Source organism: Bifidobacterium adolescentis ATCC 15703 (genome assembly GCF_000010425.1).
GTDB lineage: Bacteria > Actinomycetota > Actinomycetes > Actinomycetales > Bifidobacteriaceae > Bifidobacterium > Bifidobacterium adolescentis.
Genome location: NC_008618.1, coordinates 876375 through 901062, shown reverse-complemented (window position 1 = coordinate 901062; position 24688 = coordinate 876375). Strand labels below are relative to the sequence as shown.

General features: G+C 59.6%; 19 protein-coding genes. 1 reads left to right on the top strand and 18 read right to left on the bottom strand.

Going from position 1 to position 24688, the window contains the following annotated elements; genetic code table 11:
- Position 1: 1 nt before the first annotated feature.
- The 11 genes from BAD_RS03800 to aroC all read right to left on the bottom strand — a co-directional run bounded on the left by BAD_RS03800 (position 2) and on the right by aroC (position 17340).
- Positions 2-1276 (bottom strand): cysteine desulfurase, encoded by a 1275-nt coding sequence (locus tag BAD_RS03800; protein ID WP_011743127.1) that lies wholly within the window; start codon positions 1274-1276, stop codon positions 2-4.
- Positions 1273-2052, bottom strand: coding sequence for a Fe-S cluster assembly ATPase SufC (sufC, locus tag BAD_RS03795; protein ID WP_011743126.1), 780 nt, complete (start codon positions 2050-2052; stop codon positions 1273-1275). The genes BAD_RS03800 and sufC overlap by 4 nt, the downstream gene beginning before the upstream one ends.
- Positions 2053-2067: 15 nt before the next feature.
- The gene (gene sufD, locus BAD_RS03790; RefSeq protein ID WP_003809475.1) at positions 2068-3291 is read right to left on the bottom strand and encodes a Fe-S cluster assembly protein SufD; all 1224 of its coding nucleotides are present in this window, start codon (positions 3289-3291) and stop codon (positions 2068-2070) included.
- A gap of 5 nt (positions 3292-3296) precedes the next feature.
- Positions 3297-4817, bottom strand: a complete 1521-nt coding sequence (gene sufB, locus BAD_RS03785) for a Fe-S cluster assembly protein SufB (RefSeq protein WP_011743124.1) — start codon at positions 4815-4817, stop codon at positions 3297-3299.
- Between the two features lie 158 nt (positions 4818-4975).
- Positions 4976-6637: a CTP synthase gene (locus BAD_RS03780; RefSeq protein ID WP_003809478.1), complete on the bottom strand. Its 1662-nt coding sequence runs from the start codon at positions 6635-6637 to the stop codon at positions 4976-4978.
- Between the two features lie 123 nt (positions 6638-6760).
- A complete protein-coding gene (gene pulA / locus BAD_RS03775; RefSeq protein ID WP_011743123.1) occupies positions 6761-12040 on the bottom strand; it encodes a type I pullulanase in 5280 nt (1759 codons plus the stop codon).
- A 317-nt stretch (positions 12041-12357) separates the two neighbouring features.
- Positions 12358-12660: an alpha amylase C-terminal domain-containing protein gene (locus tag BAD_RS09250; protein WP_231837108.1), complete on the bottom strand. Its 303-nt coding sequence runs from the start codon at positions 12658-12660 to the stop codon at positions 12358-12360.
- Positions 12591-13862 carry an alpha-amylase family glycosyl hydrolase gene (locus tag BAD_RS03770; RefSeq protein ID WP_011743122.1) on the bottom strand — a complete coding sequence of 424 codons (1272 nt, stop codon included), beginning with the start codon at positions 13860-13862 and terminating at the stop codon, positions 12591-12593. Before BAD_RS03770 ends, BAD_RS09250 begins: the two co-directional genes overlap by 70 nt.
- 161 nt (positions 13863-14023) lie before the next feature.
- Positions 14024-14473, bottom strand: coding sequence for a type II 3-dehydroquinate dehydratase (locus BAD_RS03765; RefSeq protein WP_011743121.1), 450 nt, complete (start codon positions 14471-14473; stop codon positions 14024-14026).
- 36 nt (positions 14474-14509) lie between these two features.
- Entirely contained in the window at positions 14510-16129 is a 1620-nt protein-coding gene (locus tag BAD_RS03760; RefSeq protein ID WP_041777289.1) for a bifunctional shikimate kinase/3-dehydroquinate synthase, read from the bottom strand.
- Positions 16130-16146: 17 nt separating this feature from the next.
- A complete protein-coding gene (gene aroC / locus BAD_RS03755; RefSeq protein WP_011743119.1) occupies positions 16147-17340 on the bottom strand; it encodes a chorismate synthase in 1194 nt (397 codons plus the stop codon).
- A 49-nt stretch (positions 17341-17389) separates the two neighbouring features.
- Here aroC and BAD_RS03750 point away from each other — a divergent pair, with 49 nt between their 5' ends.
- Positions 17390-17860, top strand: coding sequence for a prepilin peptidase (locus tag BAD_RS03750; protein WP_041777499.1), 471 nt, complete (start codon positions 17390-17392; stop codon positions 17858-17860).
- Between the two features lie 12 nt (positions 17861-17872).
- Here BAD_RS03750 and mltG read toward each other — a convergent pair whose 3' ends face one another.
- The 7 genes from mltG to rpsD form a co-directional block, all read right to left on the bottom strand.
- A complete protein-coding gene (gene mltG, locus BAD_RS03745; protein WP_011743117.1) occupies positions 17873-19060 on the bottom strand; it encodes an endolytic transglycosylase MltG in 1188 nt (395 codons plus the stop codon).
- Between the two features lie 14 nt (positions 19061-19074).
- On the bottom strand, positions 19075-19530 hold the full coding sequence (ruvX, locus tag BAD_RS03740) for a Holliday junction resolvase RuvX (RefSeq protein WP_003809494.1): 456 nt from the start codon (positions 19528-19530) through the stop codon (positions 19075-19077).
- A gap of 10 nt (positions 19531-19540) precedes the next feature.
- Complete coding sequence (gene alaS / locus BAD_RS03735) at positions 19541-22219, bottom strand: alanine--tRNA ligase (protein ID WP_003809495.1); 2679 nt, start codon at positions 22217-22219, stop codon at positions 19541-19543.
- A gap of 88 nt (positions 22220-22307) precedes the next feature.
- Positions 22308-22544 (bottom strand): hypothetical protein, encoded by a 237-nt coding sequence (locus BAD_RS03730; RefSeq protein WP_003809496.1) that lies wholly within the window; start codon positions 22542-22544, stop codon positions 22308-22310.
- Positions 22544-22933 carry a DUF948 domain-containing protein gene (locus tag BAD_RS03725; RefSeq protein WP_011743116.1) on the bottom strand — a complete coding sequence of 130 codons (390 nt, stop codon included), beginning with the start codon at positions 22931-22933 and terminating at the stop codon, positions 22544-22546. Before BAD_RS03725 ends, BAD_RS03730 begins: the two co-directional genes overlap by 1 nt.
- Positions 22934-23019: 86 nt before the next feature.
- Entirely contained in the window at positions 23020-23694 is a 675-nt protein-coding gene (locus BAD_RS03720; RefSeq protein ID WP_041777288.1) for a histidine phosphatase family protein, read from the bottom strand.
- Between the two features lie 143 nt (positions 23695-23837).
- Positions 23838-24464 carry a 30S ribosomal protein S4 gene (gene rpsD, locus BAD_RS03715; protein ID WP_003809500.1) on the bottom strand — a complete coding sequence of 209 codons (627 nt, stop codon included), beginning with the start codon at positions 24462-24464 and terminating at the stop codon, positions 23838-23840.
- Positions 24465-24688: the final 224 nt, after the last annotated feature.

The window sequence follows — 24688 nt, the reverse complement described above, 5'->3', positions numbered from 1 at the left end:
GTTACTCAACTCCAAAGAACGGACGAACTTTGCCGAGCGCCTCGATGAGGGCCTGCGCGTCTTCGACCGAATTGTAGATGCCGCTGGACGCGCGGTTGGAGGCATACACGCCGAAGTGGCGGTGCACCGGCTGCGCGCAGTGGTGTCCGACGCGGATGGCGATGCCCTGCGCGTCGATGAACTGGCCGACGTCGTGCGGGTGCACGCCTTCGACTTCGAACGCGACGGTACCGATGCGCTCCTTGTTGGAGCGGGGTCCGAGGATTCGGATGCCGTCGATATCGCCCATTTTGAGCAGTTCGTCGGTGATGGTGCGTTCGTGCGCCTCGAGGTTTTCCATGCCGATGTTCATCAGCCATTCGGCGGCGACACCGGCGGCGACGACCTGTGCCACCGGCTGCGTGCCCGCTTCGAATCGTGCGGGAGGCTCCATGTACTGGGCTTCCTGGTCCATCCAGGCAAGCTCCACCATGGATCCGCCGAAATTGGCCGGAGGCAATGCCTCAAGCATTTCACGCTTGCCATAGAGGAATCCGACGCCGGTCGGGCCATACATTTTGTGGGCGCTCCATGCGGCGAAGTCGACGTCCAAAGCGTGGAAATCCACTTTGAGGTGCGGCACGGACTGGCATGCGTCGAGCACGAACACGGCACCCACCTCGTGGGCGCGGCGGATAATCGGCGCGATGTCGGTAATCGCTCCTGTGGTATTGCCCACATGCGTGACGGCAACGATCTTCGTGCGGTCGGTGATTACTTCGTTCGCGGTGTCGGAACGCACACGGCCTTCCTCGTCCAAGTCGAACCATTTGAGCGTGGCGCCGGTGCGCAGCGCAAGTTCCTGGAACGGCAGCAGCACGGAATGGTGTTCCGCCTTGGTGACGACGATCTCATCGCCCGGTTTCAACGCGAAACGCTTGGCGGCCTCTCCCCCGCGTCCAAGCGACGCGTTGCCGAATGCGGTGGCCAACAGGTTCAGTCCTGCGGTGGCGCCGGCGGTGACGACGATCTCCTCTTCGCCTTCCGCCGAATCGGCGCCAACCAGCTTGGCCACTTTGGCGCGCGCATCCTCGAACGCCATGGTGCTACGCGCGGCAAGCTCATGCGCGCCTCGGTGCACTCCGGCGTTGATGGTGCGGTAGAAGTCCGATTCCGCGTCGATCACGCACTGCGGCTTCTGCGATGTCGCGGCGGAATCGAGGTATACCAGCGGATGGCCGTGGATTTCCTGGTCGAGAATCGGAAATTGGCTGCGGATCGCTGCGAAATCGGTCATGCCAATGCGCTTTCCGAATCGGAGCCTTCCGGCAGGTATGCGTCGTAGCCGGTCTCCTCAAGCTCGTCGGCGAGTTCCGGACCGCCGGTCTTGATGAAGTGGCCGTCGGCGAACACGTGCACGATGTCCGGCTTGATGTAACGCAGGATGCGGGTGTAGTGGGTGACCATGAGGATACCGAACTGGTTGGCTTCTTTGGCACGGTTCACACCTTCGGAAACGATGCGCAGCGCGTCGACGTCGAGGCCGGAGTCGGTTTCGTCGAGGATGGCGAACTTCGGCTTGAGCAGTTCGAGCTGCAGCACTTCCGCGCGCTTCTTCTCACCGCCGGAGAAGCCTTCGTTCACGGAACGGGTGGCGAACTTCGGGTCCATCTTGAGCCGCTTCATGGCTTCGGACAGTTCCTTCGTCCACGTACGGATGGCCGGCGCCTTGCCGTCCACTTCGGTTTTGGCGGTGCGCAGGAAATTGGTCATGGACACGCCCGGCACTTCGACCGGGTACTGCATGGCCAGGAAGATGCCCGCCTTGGCTCGCTCGTCCGGGGTCATCTTGAGGATGTCCTCGCCGTCGAGCAGCACCTGGCCGGAGTCGACGATGTACTTCGGGTGGCCGGCCAGCGTGTATGCCAGGGTGGATTTGCCGGAACCGTTGGGGCCCATGATGGCATGGGTTTCACCGGAGTTGACGGTCAGGTTCACGCCTTTGAGGATCGGCTTGATGCCGTCCTTGGTTTCGACGTGCGCGTACAGATCTTTGATTTCAAGGGTTGACATGGTTTCTCCTGACGATTATTTCTCTTCCAATACCTGTGCGATCGCGTCGCTTTCGCCGCGGGCCAGGCGCTTGTCGATGACGTTCATAAGATGCTCGGAAATCGCCGGAATGCCGATTTCCTCGACGAGCTCGCCGAAGAAGCCACGCACCACGAGCTTGCGGGCCTCGTTTTCCGAGATGCCGCGCGATTCGAGGTAGAACAGCTCTTCGTCGTCGAATCGTCCGACGGATGAGGCGTGGCCGGCACCGATGATGTTGCCGTTTTCGATTTCCAGATTCGGCTCGGAATCGGCGATGGCACCTGGGGTGAGCACCAGATTGCGGTTGAGCTCGTAGGAGTCGGTGCCTGGCGCGGTAGGCTCGATCAGCGCGTTGCCGACCCATGTGGAGTGCGCGCCCTTGCCGTCGAGCGCGCCCTTGTAGACCACGCGGCTCTTGCATTCGGGATGGTTGTGCACCACCATCGTGCGGTGTTCGATATGCTCGTCCGGGTCCACGAAGTAGATGCCGAGCATGTTGAGGTCGCCCTGTTCGCCGCCGAAGTCCTGGTCCATGCGAATGCGCACGACATCACCACCGAGGGTGACCACGGAATGGCGCAGGGACGCCTCCTCGCCCACGTGGATGCGCTGGTTGCCGACGTGTTTGGAGTCCTTGTTCCATTCCTGGATGAAGGTGGTGGAAATGTGGGAGTCCTTGCCTGTGGTGATTTCCACGCCTTCGGCGAGACGTGCGTCGCCGTCATGTTCGACGACCACGTCGGCATGGGCGCGGTCGGCTGCGATGATCGACAGGTGGAACGCGTCGAGGTCCTTGCCGGTGCCATGCATTTTGACGAGCACCGGCTGGTCGATCTCACCGTCGATGGTCAGTATTCCAGCGCGTTTGCCGGAATTCCATTCGACTGCGGACACGCGGTCGTTCGGCTTGGAGACGATGCCTGTGCCGGTGTCCCCCACCGTGCCTTCGGCATACGTGACGCCTTCGGCAAGCGGCGACCCGTCGATCATGGAAACGGTGACCTGCGTTTCATTGGATGGTTCGAACACATCGAAGAACTCCTCGATGCGCTCTATCGGCGTGTAGCGCCAGTCCTCCTGTTTGCGGTCCGGCTTGGCGAACGCTTCGATGTCGAATGAGCGTGGAGCGCGGTCCGCGGATGACGGCATGGCCGCCGGATTCGCGTACGGATCGGACGGATCCGCGACGGGGATGTTGATTTCCTGAGTTTGTGCCATGGTGATCAGCCCACCGATCCTTCCATCTGCAATTCCACCAAACGGTTCAATTCGAGCGCGTATTCCATCGGCAGCTCGCGACTGATCGGTTCGACGAAGCCGCGCACGATCATGCCCATGGCCTCGTCTTCGGACAGGCCGCGGCTCATCAGATAGAACAGCTGGTCTTCGGAGACCTTGGAAACGGTGGCCTCATGCGCCATGGAGACGTTGTCCTCACGCACATCCACATGCGGGTACGTGTCGGAACGGCTGAATTCGTCGACGAGCAAAGCGTCGCAGACCGTCGAATTGGAGGACCCTTCCGCGCCCTTGACGATTTTGACGAGGCCACGGTATGCGGAACGTCCGCCGCCACGGGAAATCGACTTCGCCACGATGGTGGAGCTGGTATGCGGGGCGAGGTGAATCATCTTCGCGCCCGTGTCCTGGTACTGTCCCTTACCGGCGAAGCCCAACGACATGGTGCTGGCCTTCGCATACGGCTCGGCGAGGATGCATGCCGGATACTTCATGGTGGCTTTCGAGCCGATGTTGCCGTCCACCCATTCCATGGTGCCGCCCTCACGCACGTAGGCGCGCTGCGTCACCAGGTTGTACACGTTGTTCGACCAGTTCTGCACGGTGGTGTAACGCACACGGGCGTGCGGCTCGACGAAGATCTCCACCACGCCGGAATGCAGCGAGTCGGTGGAGTAGATCGGCGCGGTGCAGCCTTCCACGTAATGCACGTAGGAGCCTTCATCAGCGATGATCAGCGTGCGTTCGAACTGTCCCATGTTCGGCGTGTTGATGCGGAAGTATGCCTGCAGCGGGATGTCCACGTGCACGCCCTTCGGCACGTATACGAACGAGCCGCCCGACCATGCGGCGGTGTTCAATGCCGAGAATTTGTTGTCGTTGCTCGGAATGCATTTGCCGAAATACTTCTTGACGAGTTCCGGGTACTTTTGCACGGCGGTGTCGGTGTCGACGAAGATGACGCCCTGCTCTTCGAGATCCTTCTGGATTGAATTGTAGATGACCTCGGACTCGTACTGCGCGGCGACGCCGGAGACGAGTCTGCTTTTCTCCGCTTCCGGAATGCCGAGCTTGTCGTACGTGGAGCGGATTTCGTCGGGCAGTTCCTCCCAAGTGGTGGCCTGCTTGTCGATCGGCTTGACGTAGTACTTGAAATCGTCGGCGTCGAAGTCCTTCAAATCGACGCCCCACTGCGGCATTGGACGGTTGATGAAATCGCGATACCCTTCCAATCGCTTTTCCAGCATCCATTCCGGCTCGTGTTTGTCGGCGGAGATGGCACGCACGACGTTCTCGTCGATGCCTTTCTTCGCCGCCTCGCCGGCGAAGTCCGTATCGTGCCAACCGTAGTTGTAGTCACCGAATTGCTCGATGATCTCGTCATCCTGCTTGATCTTGTCTTCGTTCACGCGCGTGCGATCAGCCACATACTGGCTCATCTCCACGTCGGCCGCGGCGTTGGACGCTTGGTTCTCTGCCACCGTACGCTGCCTCCATTCACTCATTGATACCTATGACAACCTAACAGAACACACAGCGAAACACTAGACCTTATTCGAAATTCGACAGTATTCGCCCGTGATTTGCCTTACAAAAAAGCGGAAGACCATGCAGATTCGGTCTTCCGCTTTGCGATGAATCGAGCTTATGCGCTCAAATCGTCTCAGCGCGCCTGCTGGTGGTCCAGAGCGGCCTTGACCAGACCCGCGAACAGCGGATGCGGCTTGGTCGGACGGGACTTGAATTCCGGATGGGCCTGGGTGGCCACGTAGAACGGATGCACCTCGCGCGGCAGTTCGACGAATTCGGTGAGTTCGCCGTCAGGGCTCTGGCCGGAGATGACCAGACCGCCTTCGCGCAGACGATCCTTGTATGCCACGTTCACCTCGTAACGGTGGCGGTGGCGTTCGGTGACATGCGTGGTGCCGTACAGTTCGGCGACAATGGAGCCTTCCTCCAGTTCCGCCGGGTAGGAGCCCAGACGCATGGTGTGACCCATGTCGCCCTTGCCGGCGACGATGTCCTTCTGCTCTTCCATGGTGGCGATGACCGGGTTGGCGCAATCCGGATCGAATTCGGAGGAGTTCGCGTCGGTGATGCCGAGGACATCGCGTGCGTATTCGATGACCATGGACTGCAGACCGAGGCACAGGCCGAGGGCCGGCAGCTTGTGCTCGCGGGCGTAACGCAGGGCGCCGATCTTGCCGTCGATGCCACGGATGCCGAAGCCGCCCGGAATCACGATGCCGTCGACCTGGTCGAGGGCCGCCGCGGCGCCTTCTTCGGTGGCGCACTTGTCGGCGGCCACCCACTTGACGTTGACCTTGGCCCAGTTGGCGAAGCCGCCGGCCTTGATGGCCTCGGTGACGGACAGGTAGGCGTCCGGCAGGTCAATGTACTTGCCGACGATGGCCACGTTGACCTCGTGCTTCGGATGGTGCACGCGTTCGAGCAGGTCCTCCCACTCGTCCCAGTCGACGTCATGGAACGGCAGGCCGAGTTCACGCACCACGTAGGCGTCGAGGCCTTCGTCGAACAGGGTCTTCGGCACGTCGTAGATGCTCGGAGCGTCCACGCAGTTGACGACGCCTTCGGAGTCCACGTCGCACATCAGGGAGATCTTGTCCTTGATGGACTGGTTGAGCGGCCGGTCGGAACGCAGCACGAGCGCGTCCGGGGAGATGCCGAGCTGGCGCAGCATCATGACGGAATGCTGGGTCGGCTTGGTCTTGAGCTCATGCGCGGCGGCGATGTACGGCACCAGGGAGACGTGCACGAACATGCAGTTTTCGGCGCCCAGGTCGCGGCGTACTTCACGAGCGGCCTCCAGGAACGGCTGGGATTCAATGTCGCCGACGGTGCCGCCGATTTCGGTGATGATCACGTCGACGTCATCGGACGCCTGCGCGCGCATACGGGACTTGATTTCGTTGGTGATGTGAGGGATGACCTGCACGCACTGGCCGAGGTATTCGCCGGCGCGTTCCTTGCGCAGCACCTCCTGATAGATCTGGCCGGTGGTGACGTTGGCCTTCTGGCTCAGGTACACGTCGAGGAAACGCTCGTAGTGGCCGATGTCGAGATCGGTTTCCGCGCCATCTTCGGTGACATAGACCTCACCGTGCTGGAAAGGATTCATCGTGCCCGGATCCACGTTGATGTACGGATCGAGCTTCTGCTGCAAAACCTTGATGCCGCGGCTACGGAGCAGGCGGCCAAGGGAGGAGGCGGTCAGGCCTTTGCCAAGGGAGGAGACTACGCCGCCGGTAACGAAAATATGCTTGGTGACGTGCTCTTGAGAATTGCCATGTTGTCTTCTAACCATGGAACTTCAGTTTATCAGCGGTGTGAGACGTGGCGTGTTTCGGACTATATGAAAAGATGGGGCCGCGCTTCATGCGCGGCCCCATCTTCCAGGAATAGGAGATGCAGTCAGACGATTATGGTCTTATCGGTTGCTGACCTCCTTCCTGTGGGAGACGATCAGCGCGCCCGCTGCGATGACGAGCGCCGCGATCGCCAGGGCGAGGCCCATGACGTTGGAGCCGGTTGCCGGACTCTGCGCCCGTGATGCGTTCTCGTTCTTTTTACCGCTGGCTGCATTCGCCTCGGCCGTAGGGACGACAACCTTCTTCTGGACATGGACCGTTCGGGTAAACGTTGTGGTCTTGCCGCGGGAATTGCTCACGGAATAGACCAGCTTGTAGTCGCCCACCTTGCCGGCGTCCACAGTGCCTTCGACCTTGATGCCGTCGGTCAGATCACCATCAATGGAGTCATCGGCAGTGACGCCGGCCATCGAATCGAACTTGGATCCCACGGTGATGGTCGTCGATTCGGTCATTCCGCTGATAACGGGAACGACATCGTCGGCAGAGGCGACCTTGAGCACGGTGGCGGACAGCGCGCCTGCAGTGTACGTGGAGCCCTTGCGGACGAAGGCATCCTTGGCGTTCTCGTCGTACACGGTGCCGTCGCCGGCGAGCACGTTGTACTTGCCGGCGCCTATGCCTTCAACGGCGGCGGGCTCGTTGTTGGCGTTGAAGATCACCATGTAGGTGCCGCTGGAATCCTTTGCCTGATAGGCTACGACGCCTTCATCGGACTTGAGCATCGTCACACTGTCGTTGATGTCGTCGTAGTTGGTCAGGCGCAGCGCCTTGATCTGCTTACGCAGCTTGATCAGACCCTTGACGTAGTCGACGGAATCGGCGTATTGCGCGGCGCGGTTCCAGTCGATGGCGTTCGCCGCGTCACCTGCGTTGTAGCTGTTGCCGTTGCCGCCCTTGGTGCGCAGGAACTCCTGGCCGAGCTGGATGGCCGGAATGCCTTCGGACAGGTAGACCACGGAATCGGCGAGCTTGGCGCGGGCCACGGTGGTGGCCTCGTCATCCGTCGGAACGGATGCCTTGAGCTTGTCGTACAGGGTCAGGTTGTCGTGGATTTCGGCGTAGTTGACCACCTGGCCGGCATCCGCGTAATGATCCTGCGCATTGCCGTTCCAGCAGGTCGTTTCCGCTTCGGCGTCATACTGGCAGCCCAACGCATTGTGCGCGATGAGCTTCTCCTGACCGGCCTTGCCGGACACGAAGCCAGTGTCGGCGCTGTCGAACACGGAGCCCTTCAGACCATCACGGATGGAATCGTTGAAGAAGGCAATGCCGTTGTTCTTGCCGTCCGATGCGACCTGGTAGGCGTTCGGCTGGATGGTCATCTTGCTCTTGTCCATCGTGGTGTTCATATCCCAGCCTTCGCCGAGGATGATGATGGACGGATCGATCTTGTCGAGCGCGGCGCGGACTTCCTTCATGGTTTCGGTGTCGATCAGGCCCATAAGGTCGAATCGGAAGCCATCCACGTTGTAGTTCTTCGCCCAATAGGTCACCGAATCGACGATATATTTGCGCATCATCTTGCGTTCGGAGGCCGTATCGTTGCCGCAGCCGGAGTTGTTGACCAGCGAACCGTTGGCGTCATAGCGGAAATAGTAGCCCGGAACCGTCTTGTTGAACGAGTGGTTCGCCGCATTGTAGACGTGGTTGTACACCACATCCATGATGACGCGGATGTCGTTCTTATGCAGTTCCTTGACCATCTGCTTCATTTCGGCGACACGGGAGCTCGGGTTGGACGGATTGGAGGAATACGAGCCTTCCGGCACGTTGTAGTTCTCCGGATCGTAGCCCCAGTTCTGCGCGCCATTCGCGTTGTAGCTCAGGTCGCCGGTCTCATCGACGGAACCATAATCGTACATCGGCATGATCTGCACATGGCTGATGCCCAGCTGCTTCAGGTAGTCAAGGCCGGAGGTGGCGCCTTCCTTCGTCTTCGTGCCGGATTCCACGACACCCAGGTACTTGCCCTGCTTGTCTGCGGAAATGCCGGAATTCGGGTTGATGGAGAAGTCGCGAATGTTCATTTCCGCGATGGTGGCGTCAGTGGTCTTGCCGAAGGCCGGCATGCGCTTGCCGGCGGATCCCATATCCTCCTTGGACAGCACCACGGAACGCTCGCCATTGGCGACCGCGGCGGTGGCGTACGGATCGGAGGAGGTGTTGACCGTGCCATCGGCGAAAGTGAGCTTGTAGGAGTATGCGGTGCCGGAAGCGAGCTTCTTCACCGTGGCGCTCCACACGCCCTTGTCTTCGCCGGTCATATCGATGGTCTTGTCGACTTCGGCGTTCGGATCGGTGGACTTGTAGATGACGAGCTCTACCTTGGTGGCGGTCGGAGCCCACACCTTGAAACCGGTCCGAGCCTCCTTGAAGGTAGCGCCCAAATCGTCGCCATCATAGGCGTATGCCTTGTCGAAGGCGTCGGTACGCACCAGAGCGCCGGCGATGGCCGTCTGAGAGCCCATGCCCTCGATCTCAATGGTGTACTTGCCGGTGACGGCGAGCTTCTTGGCGGTCTTGATCTTCACCGTGCTCTTATTGACGGTGACGTCCTCAACATCGACCTTGTTGCCATCGGCGTCCTTGACGGCCACCATGGCCTTCGTGATGGCGCCATCGGCCGGCTTCTTCGACAGACGCGCGGTCAGTTCCTTGAAATCGGAGATCTCAGCGGACTTAAGTGCGATCTTCAGAGACGGACGGGAGGAATACACCGTGGGATCGCCGCCGACCAGCCACACTTCGGCGGAAGCGTTGCCGTCTGCGTCGAATACGAGCGCGTCGGACGGGATCATATGGTTGGCGTCATCCGGGTCTTTGGAAGCCCATGCGTCAGAACCATACCTGCGCAGCATGCCGATGTCGGAATTGCCATCCGCGTTGCTATAGGTGTAATTCGGCACGGAATACTTCGCGACCTCGCCCCAATCGTCATGGGAATCGAAGGTGGCGTTGCCGCCGTTCCAATTGCTCGACCAGGTCCAGATATCCCACTGCGGCACGGTCACCTTGGTGTCCTTGGCATTGTAGTAGAGGCCGTCATCGCGGTAGTAATGCACGGTGACGTTCACGGTATCGGCCTTGCAATTGTAGTCGGCGGGAGCGGAGTCGAGGGTTTCCACTGTGGTGGATTCGCCCTTGTCCTCGTTCTTGGTGCCGTCGATCCACACTTCTGCGGTGCCGGTCTTATTGACCGTGGCCTTACGGTCACCACCGTACTTGTTCCAGTCCTCGGTGGTGATGATGAAGCCGAAATCGGTGAATTCGCCATCGAAGTCGAGCGTCGCCACCTTGCCCCAGCAATCGGTTCCGGTGAACGGATGGTTCGTGGCCGTGATATCGGTTCCGTCAGTGGAGGTGCCCCACACGTATACGCCTCGCTGGCCATCAGCCTTTGCGGGCTTGTAGTGCACTACGAGACGGGTCTTCTGCCCGACGGACTCGGGATTGCCGATGGACAGCTCCTGGCCGGCCACACCGACCTGGATGATACCGGCGTTGGCATGGTAGTTGCCTCCACCGTCCGGGTTCTCCCACTGATCCGTGTCGGCGTCATGGAACACGAAGTCGATCTTCTTGCCCTTCGTATCGATGGTGGCACGGTAATAGCCCTGCTCATCGAGCGTCATGTCGGCTTCCGGCTGGTTCCAGTCGTCGCCAAGACCATAGTGCACCTTCGGGGTTTTCCATGTGGAATCCGCGGGCTTGTAATAGATGGTGATGGTCTTGTCGGTGGCCGTCACCTCGTCGTCGATTTTGCTTACGTCCGGATCGGACGGATCGGTCGCAGTGGAGGCGGCGGGATGCGAGGCCTTGGTGGCACCTGCATACAGCGCGATCGCGGAACGTGCCGGAACCTTCGTCTCGACCTTGCCGCCCTTGACGGTCACCGTCTTGGAGCAGTCCATTGTGGCATACACGTCGCAGTATTCGCCGTCGGCGAGGGACGTCGTATAGGTGACGTCCTTCTCTTTCTTGCCGTTGTTGATGGCGATGAAACCACGGTCGTCGCGGGAGAAGGCGATGTTGTCGCCGCCGTCATCCTGCCAATCGGTCATTTCGGCGTCACCTACGTAATTATGGAAGGCGATCATGCCGCGGGTGGAGGTCCAACGCTGCTCGCAGTTCCATGCGGAGTTGTTCGTGGAGCATTCCTTGTTCATATCCACGTCCGGCACGGAAGCCGCGGTGGCGCCAGGCGCACCGTCATCATTGTGGCCGTCATCCCACTTGTAGTCGGAGAGCAGTCGCGGCGTGCCGTAATCGTAGGCGAGCATAAACGCGTTGGCCAGCTGATATTTCGCACCGTCCTTGTAGGTGAGCGCGCCCTGGTTGCGGGCGGTGTCCCAGTTGGTGACGAACACGTTGGCGTCCTTGGAGGCCAGATCCTTGCTCAGTCTTTCGTTCAGTCCTTTGAGCTTGGCGACCTTGTCCTTGAAGTATTGGTTCATTTCGGACTTGAAGCCGAACTCGGTCACGGTGCCGTTCTGCACATAGTTGCCCGGCTGGATGCCTGCGGCTTCGGAGGAATTGCCGATGACCTCCTGAATCCAGTAGATGTCATTGGCGTTCTGGCCAATCTTCTTGGCGAACTTCTCCTTGATGGCCTTCATGCTGTCCGTGTGGATGTGCTTGACGGCGTCCATACGGAAGCCACGTACGCCAAGATTCCACAGCTTGACGAGATAGTCGGACTGGATGTCCTGCACCTTCTCGTTTTCGGAGTTGAAGTCCCACATGGAGCTCAGGCGGCATTCCTGCACTTCCTGCTGATTGGTGTAGTTGGAGATGTTCTTGTCGCAGCTGTGGAAGTCTGCTGCGGTGATGCCGTCCGGATACTGCTTGGTGGCGAATCCCGGGTAGTCGCCGGTGGAACCGTTGTATTTGCTTCCAGCAACGCCGGCCTGTTCGCCTTTGGCCACATCGGATCCGGTGGTTTGGTTCAGAACCACATCGGCGATGACGTTAACGCCGGCGGCGCTGCACTGCTTGATCATGCTTGCGAATTCCGCTTCGGCGCCGAGTTTGGAGTCAAGCTTGTAGCTCACCGGCTGGTAGCTCGTCCACCATTGGGTGCCTTGGATGGATTCCTGCGGCGGCGATACTTCGACGTAGCCCACGCCTTCGGGACCATATGTTTCGGTGCATTCCTTGGCGATCGTGTTCCATGTCTGTTGGAACGCGATGACCTGCACATCCTTTTTGGCGCTGACCTGCGCGTTGGATTGCGCTTGGGCCATAATCGGCGCCGCGACCAGCGAGGCGCACGCCATGGCTGCGGTGGCTCCTATTGCCACCACACGGCCAAACGGCCGGTTCGTCTGAACGACCATTGTTCTCCGTTCTCATCTGTGAGGCCGGTTCAAGCGCCCATGGCAGGCTCCGCAACCGGCAACGTATGCGCCATGGACATCCGCATCCACGCGGATGATTCAGAATCCACTCGACGATGAATATGCATACGTTTACACTCTGAATCAGAGTTAACTGTATGCCAATGGCTGCGCGTGGCAATGAAACAGCGTGACCCTCTGCTGCACATGCACTTCATATATGCCGAAGTGCAACCTGTTGCTGCAAGCAAAATTTTTTTCTGCAAGTCAAGCAGAAAACATTCAGAAATAGCTGCAAAAACAGCAAACGATTGCAATCATTGTCTCACGGTATACGGTGTCGCGGCGATATGGAAGGCCACTGCACTACCGGCAGGAACCGTCAGTGTGGCATCCCCGTCGAAACGCACATGCACGCTGCCGGAACAGTCGGCGGAAGCATAGACATCGCAATACTCCCCTGCCGGCAAAGCCGTGTGGTACGTCACAGTACGTGTGCGCACGGAATTGTTGATGGCGATGAAGGCACGTCCCCCTCGACCGAAGGCGATCATGTTGTCGCCGTCATCCTGCCAATCGGAGAGCGGCGCGTCGCCTGCGACATTATGCCAGCCGACCATACCGTGCACGTCAGGCCAGCGTTCGGTGCAGCTTCAGCCGGAGTCTTTGGAGCAGTCAATATCGGGCACGCTGGTTGCAGTGGCGCCTGGAGCTCCCGAGTCGGTGTCATGGAATTCGTATCCGGAGAACACGTTGGGGTGCCATACGGGTAGGCCAGCATGAACGCGTTCGCTAGCTGGTAGGCGTCGCCGTCCTTGTAGGTGAGCGTCATGTTGTTGCGTTCGGTATCCCAATTCGTCACGAATACGCTGGCCTTGCCACTGTCGGTGATGTTCTGCGGAATGTCTTTGATCGACAGGCTTCCGCCTGCCAGCGAGTTGGAGAACAGGGACTTAAGCCGATATGCGTACTGGAATTCGTTCACCTGGCCGGTTTTGAGATAGTTCCTCGGTTGGATTTCGGCGGCTTCCGCATTGTCGCCAATCACTTCCTGCGTCCACCAGATGTCGTTCATGGAACGTCCGGATTTCTTCGCAACGAGTTTCTTGATGGCCAGTACGTCTTCCGGAGGCATGTGTTTGACGGCATCCACGCGGAATCCGGCGACGCCGTAGTCGAGAAGCTTCACAAAATAGTCAGACAGCACGTCGCGCACGTGCGGGCTTGATGTATCAAGGTCCTGCAAACCCGATACCTGGCAGTTCCACACGCTTTCGGCGTCGCGGTACGTCCAGATAGAACAGGGGGCATGGAAGTCCGATGGCGTGTATCCGGCTTCAGGGAAATCGCCTTTATTGTCGTAGGGGCTTCCGGCGGTGCCGGTCCCTTGTGTTTTGTCGACGCCGGTGGTGTGGTTGATGACCGTATCCGCGATCACGCCGACGCCCGCGGCCTTGCATTGCCGGACCATGTTCTTAAATTCAGCTTCGGTGCCTTCTTTGGAGTCAAGTTTGTAGCTTACCGGCTGATAGCTCGTCCACCACTGCGCGCCTTGGATGCTTTCCTGCGGCGGCGAGACCTGTACGTAGCCGACGCCTTCGGGTCCCAACACTTCGCCGCATTCGCGGGCGACGGATTTCCAATTGGCTTGGAACATGGTCACGATCACGTCGCTGCGGTATCGCGCGGGATTGAAACGTTCCCCGCCGCCTTCACGTGTCGGCACGTGAAGCGTGGCGACTGAGACACCGACCGATACCGCGACGCATACGACCGCCGTAATGACACGTGTGATTCTTCTTGCGATTGCGCCCATAGTCATCGACCTCTTCGTCACTTCGCCATGCTCCCGGTTTGCATACGTTTGCAATATCACTGTATACCAATCCGGGGAGACCGGGATATGCGTCGTCCTCATTGGCACGAAAAAGCCGGATGCCTTAAAGACAGGCATCCGGCTGAATCCATGACGGAATGTCGATGTCAGCGTTCTTCCAACAAGTGCGCAACCGCTTCGATTGCCAGCTTGTAGCCATAGAATCCCATGCCGGTGATGGTGCCGGTGGCCACCGGAGAGATCACGGAACGCTTGCGGAACTCGTCGCGTGCGGACGGGTTGGAGATATGCACCTCCATAAGCGGCAGACCTTCATCGATGACCATATACGCCGCGTCGGCGAGTCCATAGGAATAATGGGTGAAGGCGGCAGGGTTCATGACGATCGGCGTTTTTTCGTCCGCGGCCTGATGCATCCAATGAATCATCTCGGCCTCGTCGTCGCTTTGACGCACTTCCACGTCAAGCCCCAGTTCATGACCCCATTCGGTGCACAGTTTGCGCAGGGTCTCAAGATCCTGCTTGCCGTATACGTCAGGCTGGCGCACTCCGAGACGGCCGAGGTTCGGTCCGTTGACAACCACTACTTTGGTCATATTGCTTCCTTTTGTGTTCGTTCTTGCGATTGCGTCCTACCGCTGGATGCGTCGGAACGCCTCCTCGACGGCGTCCGCCGGCGGATCCTCGAGGTGGATGGGATGGCCGAGCGAGCCGAGTATGACGAAACGCAGTTTGTTGCCGCGGGCCTTCTTGTCTCGGTGCATGAGCGCCAGCACATCATCCCAGCTGCCATTGTTCCATGATGTCGGCAGGCCGAGCGAGCCGAGCAGCGAACGATGGTAGTCGACCAGATCCTGGTCGATGTAGCCGAGCAGATGGGACAGTTCGGCCGCATAGACGCAACCGACGGCGACGGCGTTGCCGTGCCTCCAGCGGAAGTGTTCGAGTTTTTCGATGGCATGGCCAAGCGTATGTCCGTAGTTGAGGAATTCACGCAATCCGGCTTCTTTGAGGTCGGCGGACACATGGTACGCCTTCACCGTCACGGTACGTTCGATGAGTTCGGCGACCACATCCTTCAGATCGGAGTCAAGGAACGTCGAACCGTCGAACGAGCGCAGCTCGTCGGCATGGTCTTCAAGCATGCGCAGAATCTCCGGATCCATGATGAAACCGGATTTCGCCACTTCGCCCAGACCTTCGATGAAGATGTCGTTCGGCAACGAGGCGAGTGCTCCCATGTCGGCGAGCACGCCGGCCGGCGTATAGAACGAGCCGACGAGGTTCTTGCCTTGTGGAGTGTTGATGCCGGTTTTGCCGCCGGTGGAGGCGTCGACCATGGCCAGCAGCGAGGTCGGGCAGTTGACGTAGCGGATGCCACGCATCCATGTGGCGGCCACGAAACCGGCCAGATCGGTGGCTGCGCCACCGCCGAGACCGACAATCGCATCAGAACGGGTGAAGCCTTCCTCCCCCAGACGCTGCCAGATGCCGTTGGCCACTTCGATGGTCTTGCCGGCTTCAGCATCGGGAATGACGATGTCGTGCACGTCATAACCGGACTGGCGCAACAGCGTGCGCGCGCGGTCGGAATGCCGTTGCACCGGCTGGGTGTGAATCAATGCCACTTTGGCGGGCTCGTCTCCCAACACCTGCGCAAGCTGGCTCATCACACCTTCGCCTATGCACACATCGTATGGTTCGATGGTGAATCCGGTGACGTGGACGATACGTTGATCGATCATTTCCATCAGCTTTCTCGCGGCCACTTGCGGGGTTTGTCCGTGGGTGCGCACCTGCACATTGGCCACGCGTCTGAACACCGGGTCGCGTTCCTTGTACAACTTCTTCCAACGCTCGTTGGCGTCGCCGTTGAGCATCGGACGGCCGCCGCCGCGGTTGGCGCGTTCCATGGCTTCCTTCGGATCGGCCATCAAATACACGACCTTGCCGCCGTCGGCGATGTATTCGGCGAGCCCCTGCTGGATGGACGGGGTCATTGGAGCGCCCCCGCCCAAGGAGAAGATGCCGTCGAAATCCTCCAGCATGTCAAGCACAACGTCGCTTTCCAGCTTACGGAACTCCGGTTCGCCGTACCTTTCGAAATATTCGGGAATCTTCATTCCCGCGTCATGTTCGATCTCGTTGTCGGCGTCGGCGAACGGCAGTTGCATCATCTGCGCCACTTCCTTGCCGACGCGGGTCTTGCCCGCGCCCATCATGCCGATGATGACGGCGACGGGTCTACGCATTCCAGCCATCGAATCGGTCACCTCATGTGCTCCGGCCAGGACGCCACATAGGATTCGGCGTTGCGCTTGGTTTCGGCCACACTGTCGCCGCCGAACTTCTCCAGCACGTATTGCGCGATGGTGAGGCGCACCATCGCCTCGGCCACGACGGCCGCCGCGGGAACGGCGGTGTTGTCGGAACGCTGGTTGATGGCCTGGGCCGCCTCGCCGGTGGTGACGTCGACGGTGCGAAGCGCCTTTGGAATGGATGGAATCGGCTTCATCGCGGCACGCACCACAATCGGCTGGCCGTTGGACATGCCGCCTTCGATTCCGCCCGCACGATTGCTCAGACGTGTGATGCGGCCATCGTCGCCAACCGCCATTTCGTCGTGCGCCTGGGAGCCAGGACGCATCGCCTCAAGGAAACCGTCCCCGATCTCCACGCCCTTGATGGCCTGGACGCCCATGACGGCACTGGCCAATGCCGCGTCCAGCCTGCGGTCCGATTCAACGTACGTGCCGATTCCAGCCGGAACGCCGTATACCACGACCTCGATCACGCCGCCTAAGGTATCGGCGTTCTCCTTGGCCTCGTCGATGCGTGCGATCATCTGCTGTTCGGCCGTCTTATCCAATGTGCGCACCGGCGAAGCGTCCAATGCTTCGAGGTCCTCAGGCTTCGGCAGCACCGCATTCTGCGGGTCGGTGATGCCAGCACCACCGATTGACAGCACATGAGAGACGGTACGTATGCCCAACGTCTGCTCAAGGAACTGCTTGGCGACCTCGCCTAAGGCCACACGCGACGCGGTCTCACGTGCGCTGGAACGTTCCAGCACTGGACGGGCGTCGTCGAAACCGTACTTGCGCATGCCAGTCAGATCGGCATGCCCCGGACGGGGACGGGATAGCGGCGCGTTGCGGCCTTCGCGCGGAATGTCATGGTCAAGCGGATCGGCGCTCATCACCTCGGTCCATTTCGGCCATTCGGTATTGGCGATCTCGATGGCGACGGGAGAGCCGATGGTCTCGCCGAAACGCACACCGGTGAGCATGCGGACCTTGTCCTGTTCGAATTTCATGCGCGCACCACGGCCATATCCGAGACGTCGGCGTGCCAATGCGCCGACGATATCCTCAGTAGTGACGTGGATGCCCGCAGGCAGCCCCTCGATCATGGCGACAAGCGCTTCGCCGTGCGATTCACCTGCTGTCTGCCAGCGCAACATGCCAACACTCCTTTTCTGCCAAATACGATTCGTGGACTATCTTAACGGTATGTGGTACATGATTTGCCTGCCGAGTCTGCTCTGTGGAATGGCCGTCAGCGTTGAGGATATCCGGGCACGACGCATTCCACGCATGTGGATCGCCGTAGGGTGTTTGGCGCAGGTCATTGTGGACATCACGTATGCGTTGTCCGTTAATTCACTGTTTCTGGCATTGCAGGCTCTGTTGTTCGCCGCGTTATCCGCCGTGCTGCAATGTGCGCTTGCGCTCATCAAGCCAGGGGCTTTGGGATTCGGCGACGTCACCACGACGTTGCTTATCGGCTTGGCCGTAGGCATGTTCGGCCTGTTTCCAGTGATGTTCTGGTGGTTTGCGATTAGTGTGCTGGGGCTGCTGTGGCTTGCGATTTGGACACGGTTCGACCCGCAGAAGCATACGCGATTCGCCGGTAAGACGCCGTTCGCCCCGACCATTGTCGTGGCCGGGGCGATAAGCATCGCGATGCACGCGTTGTGTTAATGCGTGATACCGTCAGTTGGCATTCGCGTTGTTGCTTTTGTATTCGTCGCGAATCTTCCAGAATTCGTCTTCGGTTTCCACGAACTTCGTCTCGCCGGTCTTGAGGTTGGTGGTGACGAAGTACAGCCATTTGCCTTCCGGAGGATTCATCGCGGCTTGGATAGCGGAATCGCCGGGATTGCTGATCGGCGTCGGAGGAAGTCCTTTGTTCACGCGAGTGTTGTACGGGTTGCTTCCATCCTCAAGCTGCTCGTCTGTCAGCTTGCTGCCTGTGGTGTTGAACCCGTAGGCAACGGTGCTGTCCATGCCCAACGGCATGTCCTGGTCGATTCTGTTCAGGATGACCCTCGCCACCTTACCGTAATCGTCAGGATTGCATGCCTCGGATTCGGCGATGGACGCGATGTTCATGATACGTTCGCGTTCGCTTCCATCTGGCACGCCCAATGTGTCCAGTTTGCTGACGCGTGCCGTGACCATTTCCTTGAGGATGTCCTTGGCGGACTTGTCCTGGACGCTGTAGGATCCGGGCTCAAGCCATCCTTCGAATTTGCCACCCGCTTCATCTGGCAGAATGCCCGCGCCGCCACCGTCGATGACCGCTTGGAATTCGGACACGTCCTTGCCTGACATCTTGGCCGCGTTGGCGATGACATCGGACACCCGTTCGCCGGCCTTGACTTCGGCGAAACCGCCGGCCTTGCTTTGGTCGGACAGGATCTTGACGACATCGGCCGCCTTCATATGCGTCTTCAACGCGTACGAACCCGGGTAAAGCGTCGCGCCGGCGGCCGCGACTGCGGAGGTGAACGCCGATTCGGATTTGACGATGTCCGCCTTGACCAGATTTCGTGCGATTTCGGCTGCGCCTTGTCCGGTTTCCACGGTGAACGTCGTGTCTTTGTCTCCCGAACCGGTGTAATCCTCAATCTGGATTTGCGAGCCGTTGGCGTTCATCTGCCTGAGATGTTTAACCATGCGCACGCCGAAAAAGCCGCCGACGACGACAAGAATGACAACGACGGCAGCCGCGATGATTGTGACATAGCGACGACGACGTTGTTGCTCACGTCGTTTACGCATGTCGCGTCGCGATTTCGGCGGTTGCGGCGGCAACGCGGCATCGAATGACGAGCCCGCTGACGTATCATCGACCCACTGCGCGTTATCGGAGAAAAAATCGTTCAGATTATCGGTCAAAGGTCTCTCTCCCCTTACTCTCTGCTTCGGTCGAGCGCCGTCTGCAAAATCACCACCGCAGATTGCTGGTCGACCATCGGACGGTGCTTGCGTCCGCCGATGCGCGCATCGAACAACTGATGATGTGCGGTCACTGTCGTCAGACGCTCATCCACCAATTCAATGGTGGGAACCCGCGTCACCGAATATGATTCATCCTCCACGGCCGCATGCAGTCGTTTTTCAAGATTGACGGACCAGCGTCTCGCTTTTTTGGCGCTTTTCCCCTCTTCGCCGTTCAGCAGCAACGGCAGGCCAATCACCACATGGTCCACCGACTCGTCCCCAATGACGTCGATGACTTCATCCAACGCGCGGAAAGAATCCCCATACACTTGAATATTGCCTATGGGATGTGCGAGGGTGAGCTCGGGATCGGACAACGCAAGTCCGACCCGAGCATCACCCAGATCGATACCAAGCCAAACCATGCTTGGAGAATCAGCCCTTCAGAGCCTGGCCGGCCAATGCCTCAAGTGCCTCGTCGATCTTGGTGGCGTCCGCGCCGCCACCCTGTGCGAAGTCCGGCTTGCCGCCGCCACCACCGCCAAGAACCTTGGAAGCGCCACGGACCAGATCACCAGCCTTGATGCCTTGCTTGCGTGCCGCTTCGTTGGTTGCCACGGCGACCATGGGCTTGCCGTCCTCGTTCATGCCGGCAAGAGCCACCACGACCGGAGCATCTTCGCCGAGCTGGCCGCGCACGTCGAGCACGGTCTTGCGCAGCGCGTCGAAGGAGCCGAAATGTCCAACGTTCTTCTTGGCGACCTTGACCGGAGCCGAGGAAGCTTTGGCCTCAGCCACCAGCGTCGGCACAGAGGCCGCAAGCTGGGACTCGTACATTGCGGCAAGACGACGGTCGGATTCCTTGAGCTTGGCAAGCAGCATGTTCACACGCTCGGCGAGTTCGTCGGGACGGGCGTTGACCATGTCGGAAAGCTGGGAAACCAGCGCGTGCTCGCGGGCGTTGAACTCATACGCGCCCTGGCCGACGACCGCGTCCACGCGGCGCACGCCGGAACCGATAGACGCCTCGGACATGATGTTGATGGCGCCGATCTTGCCGACGTGGTCGATATGGGTGCCACCGCAGAGCTCGCGGCTCCAGCCGTCCTCGCCGATGGACACCACACGCACGATGTCGCCGTACTTCTCGCCGAACAGATGCATGGCGCCAAGAGCGATGGCGTCATCGAACTTCATTTCCTGAGTGGTGACGGCAAGGTTCTCACGAAGCTTCTCGTTGACGCGGGCTTCGACGGCGTTCATGGCGTCCTTGCTGGGGGCGCTGGACCATTGGAAATCGAAGCGCAGACGGTTCGGAGCGTCTTCGGAGCCACGCTGGGTGGCCTGCGGACCAAGTTCCTCACGCAGCGCCTTGTGCACCATGTGGGTGGCGGTGTGGGAACGTGCAATGGCTCCACGGCGCTCGAGATCGATGTTCGCGTTGACTTCGGCGCCCACAACCAGCGTGCCTTCGGTCAGACGGCACTGGTGGACGATAAGGTCCTTGATCGGCTTCTGCACGTCGTCGACCTCAAGCACCGCGCCATCGTCGGACAGAATCTCGCCCTGATCGGCGAGCTGGCCTCCGGCCTGCGCGTAGAACGGCGTGCGGTCGAGGATGACCTCGATGTTGGCCGGGCCGGTGACGGCGGGAACGGAACCCTTGCCCTCCTGCATGATGCCCAGAACCTTGGCACGTGCGGACATGTCGGTGTAGCCAAGGAAGTCGATCGGCTGGAGCAGGGTCTTCTTGAAGTCGTCATAGACGGACAAATCCACGTTGTGGCGCTTCTTCAGCGCGTCCGCACGGGCACGGCTCTTCTGTTCGGCCATCAGCTCGCGGAACTTGGCTTCATCCACCTTCACGCCCTGGTCGGCGGCCATTTCGAGCGTGATTTCAATCGGGAAGCCGTAAGTGTCGTGCAGCTTGAAGGCATCCTCGCCGGACACGAGGTCCGAGCCGCCCTGCTTGGCCTTCGTCACGGCCATGTCGAAGATCTCGGTGCCGGATTCGAGCGTGCGGCGGAACGCGTCCTCCTCACCGTAGGCGGCTTCGGACACGTCGTGGAAGGTGTCGTTAAGCTCCGGATAGCTCGGTTCCATCGCGGCCTTGGAGGTCGGCAGCAAGGTCGGCATGACCGGCTCTGTCACGCCGAGCTCGCGCATGGCCTTGACGGTTCGACGCAGCAGGCGGCGCAGCACATAGCCACGGCCGTTGTTGGACGGACGGACGCCGTCGGACATGATCATCAGCGCGGAACGCACGTGGTCGGCCACGATACGGAAACGCACGTCCATGGCCTCGTCATCGCCGTAGGTGCGGCCGGAAAGCTTCTGCGCGGCTTCGATGACCGGGAAGACCTCGTCGGTCTCATAGATGTTCTGCTTGCCTTGCATCAGATAGGCGAGACGTTCCAGACCGGCGCCGGTATCGATGTTCTTGTTCTCAAGCTCGCCGACGATATGCAGGTCGGTCTTGGACTTGACGTTGTCGACCTCGTAGTTTTCGAACACGAGATCCCAAATCTCAATGTAACGGTTCTCGTCGGCGATCGGGCCGCCTTCGACACCGTACTTTGGACCACGGTCTACATAGATTTCGGAGCACGGACCGCCAGGGCCAGGGCCACCGGTGGTCCAGAAGTTATCTTCCATACCCATGATCTGGATATGTTCAGGATCGACGCCTTCGTTCTTCCACATCGAGCGGGCTTCCTCGTCGTCGGTGAAAGTGGTCATCCACAGTTTCTCCGGATCGAAGCCGTAGCCGCCCTTGTCCTGCGGGGTGGTCAGCAGCTCATACGCATAGTGGATGGCCTCCTCCTTGAAGTAATCACCGAAGGAGAAGTTGCCAAGCATCTGGAAGAACGTGCCGTGACGGGTGGTCTTGCCGACCTCGTCGATGTCCAGAGTACGCACGCACTTCTGGTTGGAAGCCATGCGGTGCTTCGGCGGGGTCTGCTCACCCATGAGGTACGGGATGAACGGGACCATGCCAGCGATGGTGAACAGAGTGGTCGGGTTCGGAGAAATCAACGATGCCGAAGGAACGACAAGATGATCGTGCTGTTCGAAATAGTCAAGAAAGCGCTTCGCGATTTCAGAAGTGCGCATGTGGATTTGAGCTCCTTTGTTGTTGGAGGCCTGATGCCTTCCAAACGTGTGATTGGTTGCTTGAGCGTATCTGTCGGGCGGAAAACGACTACTCGTTCCGCGCCGCATATTTGCTGTTAAGTTCAGCCTCGCGGGCTCGACGCGTGGCATTGAACTCATTGACCAGACCTTCAAGCGTGCGCATGGTCACATGGTCCTGGTCGGGACCAAGCAGGAATTGGCGGGCGGTGTCCGGTGTGTTGGCTTTAACGTATGCCTGCGCTTTTGTGACAGCGACGACACCGATGCCCACGCCGATGGAGACCCAGAAAAGACGCTTGAACATCACTCCCCCTTATTGCCTGCCGCGTGATTGACGTCTCTCTTAGCCAAGAAAGACTGCACAGTGGACTTCAACGCATAGGTGGCGGACGCAACCTTGATGACGGGCTTGCCCAAGAACGATCCATATAGATCAGTCAGCGCGCCGACATTATTGGCCGTGGTGGACGCCGCGGCGGAGATCTTGTTGACATCCTCCAGGGACTTGTTCACCTGCTGCACCGTGGTCACGCCCTCGTCAAGCGCCGGAATCGCATGGTCTCCGGTGTCTTTGACGGTCTGCGCGATCTGGTCGAACAATTTGCCGAGACGGATCAGCGGGTAGATCATGAAACCGGCAAGCACCGCGAATGCAATTGCCGCAATCAGACCGGCGATCTCTCCAACACCCATCTTGTACCTCTTTTCAGCTCCACGGTTGCCCGCGAACACAATACCCGCATAAGACTAGTAAAAAGCCACGACTGTGGCAAATACGTTCACTGGTTGTACGAGACCACACTCACCGCGCGGTCCATGGGTTCGTTCGTGTCAAAATCAAGGCAGGTCACCGAACCGTTGGCCGGACGTTCGCTCAAATCGTATCCTTCCGGGGCGAATCGGTGCATAAGGCTCAACAATGTATTGCCGTGGGAGATCTGCAGCACGTGGTCGCCGTTCTTAAGCCGAGGGTTGTCCGCAATCAAAGCGAAGCCGTCCTCCACACGATGCCAATACTCGTTATCGGATTCGGCGTCATGGAACGGATCGGCTTCTTTGAGAAAGTCGCGGGTGGCGGCAAGCCCGTATTTGCGGACGATGTCGTTGTAGTTCTTCGCACCATGGGGACCACCGGCAGCGGTCCATGCGACGGACATGTCCTGTCCCTCGAAATAACCGTAGAACTGCTCACGGAAATGCATGTCGCTGACCAGTGACGGACGAACGTGTCCTGCGGCTTCGTTCGCATCGAGGATCCGTTGTGCCGTCACCTGGGCGCGTGTGGTGTCGGAGCAGTATGCCGCGGCGAACTCAATGTCCCGGAGTTTGGCAGCGGCCTTGTCCGCATCGGCAAGTCCCGCATCGGTCAACGGGGAATTCGACCATCCCTGGAGTCTGTTATATCGGTTGAAAAACGTCTGTCCGTGACGGACCAGATGAAGATGAAGCAACATGGTTTCCATGGTACCTGTGGAATCAGCCAAACGACATGCCGCCGGAAACGCCATAAAAAACGAGAAGCCTCGCAACCGTAACGGCTGCGAGGCTTTCGCTGTATGTCCTTAAACTGTATGTTCTTACAGTATGGTAATCCAGATCAGCGGGCGTAGAATTCGACCACGTACTGGATGTTGACCTGCACCGGGATCTCCTCGGCTTCAGGCTTGCGGGTCAGGGTGGCCTTCAGGGAAGGCAGGTTGACGTCCAGGTAGCCCGGAACCGCCGGCAGCACATCGCGGTGCACACCTTCGGCAGCGGCCTGGAACGGAACCATGGTCTGGCTCTTGGCCTTGACCTGGATGGTCTGGCCCGGCTTGACGCGGTAGGACGGACGATCGACGATGTTGCCATCGACGAGGATGTGGCGATGGACCACGAACTGGCGAGCCTGGGCGGTGGTGCGGGCGAAGCCTGCACGCAGGACCAGAGCGTCGAGACGGGTCTCAAGATCGGTCAGCATGGCGTTGCCGGTCTGGCCGGCGGTGTGGGTGCCCTTCTCGTAAGCGGCGCGGAGCTGCTTCTCGGAGATGCCGTACTGGGCGCGAAGACGCTGCTTCTCGCGCAGACGCACTGCGTAATCGGATTCAGTGCGGCGACGGGTGCGGCCGTGCTCGCCAGGAGCATACGGACGCTTTTCGAAGATGCGCTGAGCCTTAGGGGTCAGAGCGATGCCGAGGGCGCGGGAAAGACGCACCTGACGGCGGGAACGCTGAACGTTCGTCATTGGTTTAATCCTTTGTTTGTTCTGTCGTTGTCTGAACGGAACGTATGCCGAAGTCCGGCATACGCTGAGCCAGCCTCTCCAGTGCTTCTTCGCGCAATGCGCGAACGGCTTGACCCGCAATGCAGAACACCACGGATGGCCGCCGACCCACTGATGGGCTAAGACTCCAGACGGCATACGTCCTTCCGGGCGCACACCAATCGCTAATCATACACATGGGGGAC